Annotated in this window: 1 protein-coding gene; it reads left to right on the plus strand. The window is 63.2% G+C overall.

Features of this window, described 5'->3' with window-relative positions; translation table 11 throughout:
* Positions 1–21 precede the first annotated feature (21 nt).
* A partial coding sequence (locus tag ACM03V_RS34550; RefSeq protein ID WP_414625325.1) for a hypothetical protein occupies positions 22–242 on the plus strand: 221 nt, incomplete at its 3' end.

Here is a 242-nt window from a genome sequence, read left to right on the forward strand (position 1 = left end):
GAACGACGTGTGTCCCATCCCATGTTTGACCTCGGGGTCTTCAGCAGCCCCTCCTTCTCGGGCGCGCTGGTTGGCGCAGTGGGGATGAATCTTAGCTTTTGGCCGCTGATCATCTATCTGCCGATCTGGTTCCACGCCGGGCTGGACTTGTCCTCGTTCAGCGTCGGCATGGCGCTGCTGGCCTATACCCTGCCCACGCTAGTCGTGCCGCCGATGGCCGAACGCCTGTCTCTCCGCCTCGG

This window comes from Calothrix sp. CCY 0018, assembly GCF_963920925.1.
Lineage (GTDB): Bacteria > Cyanobacteriota > Cyanobacteriia > Cyanobacteriales > Nostocaceae > Rivularia.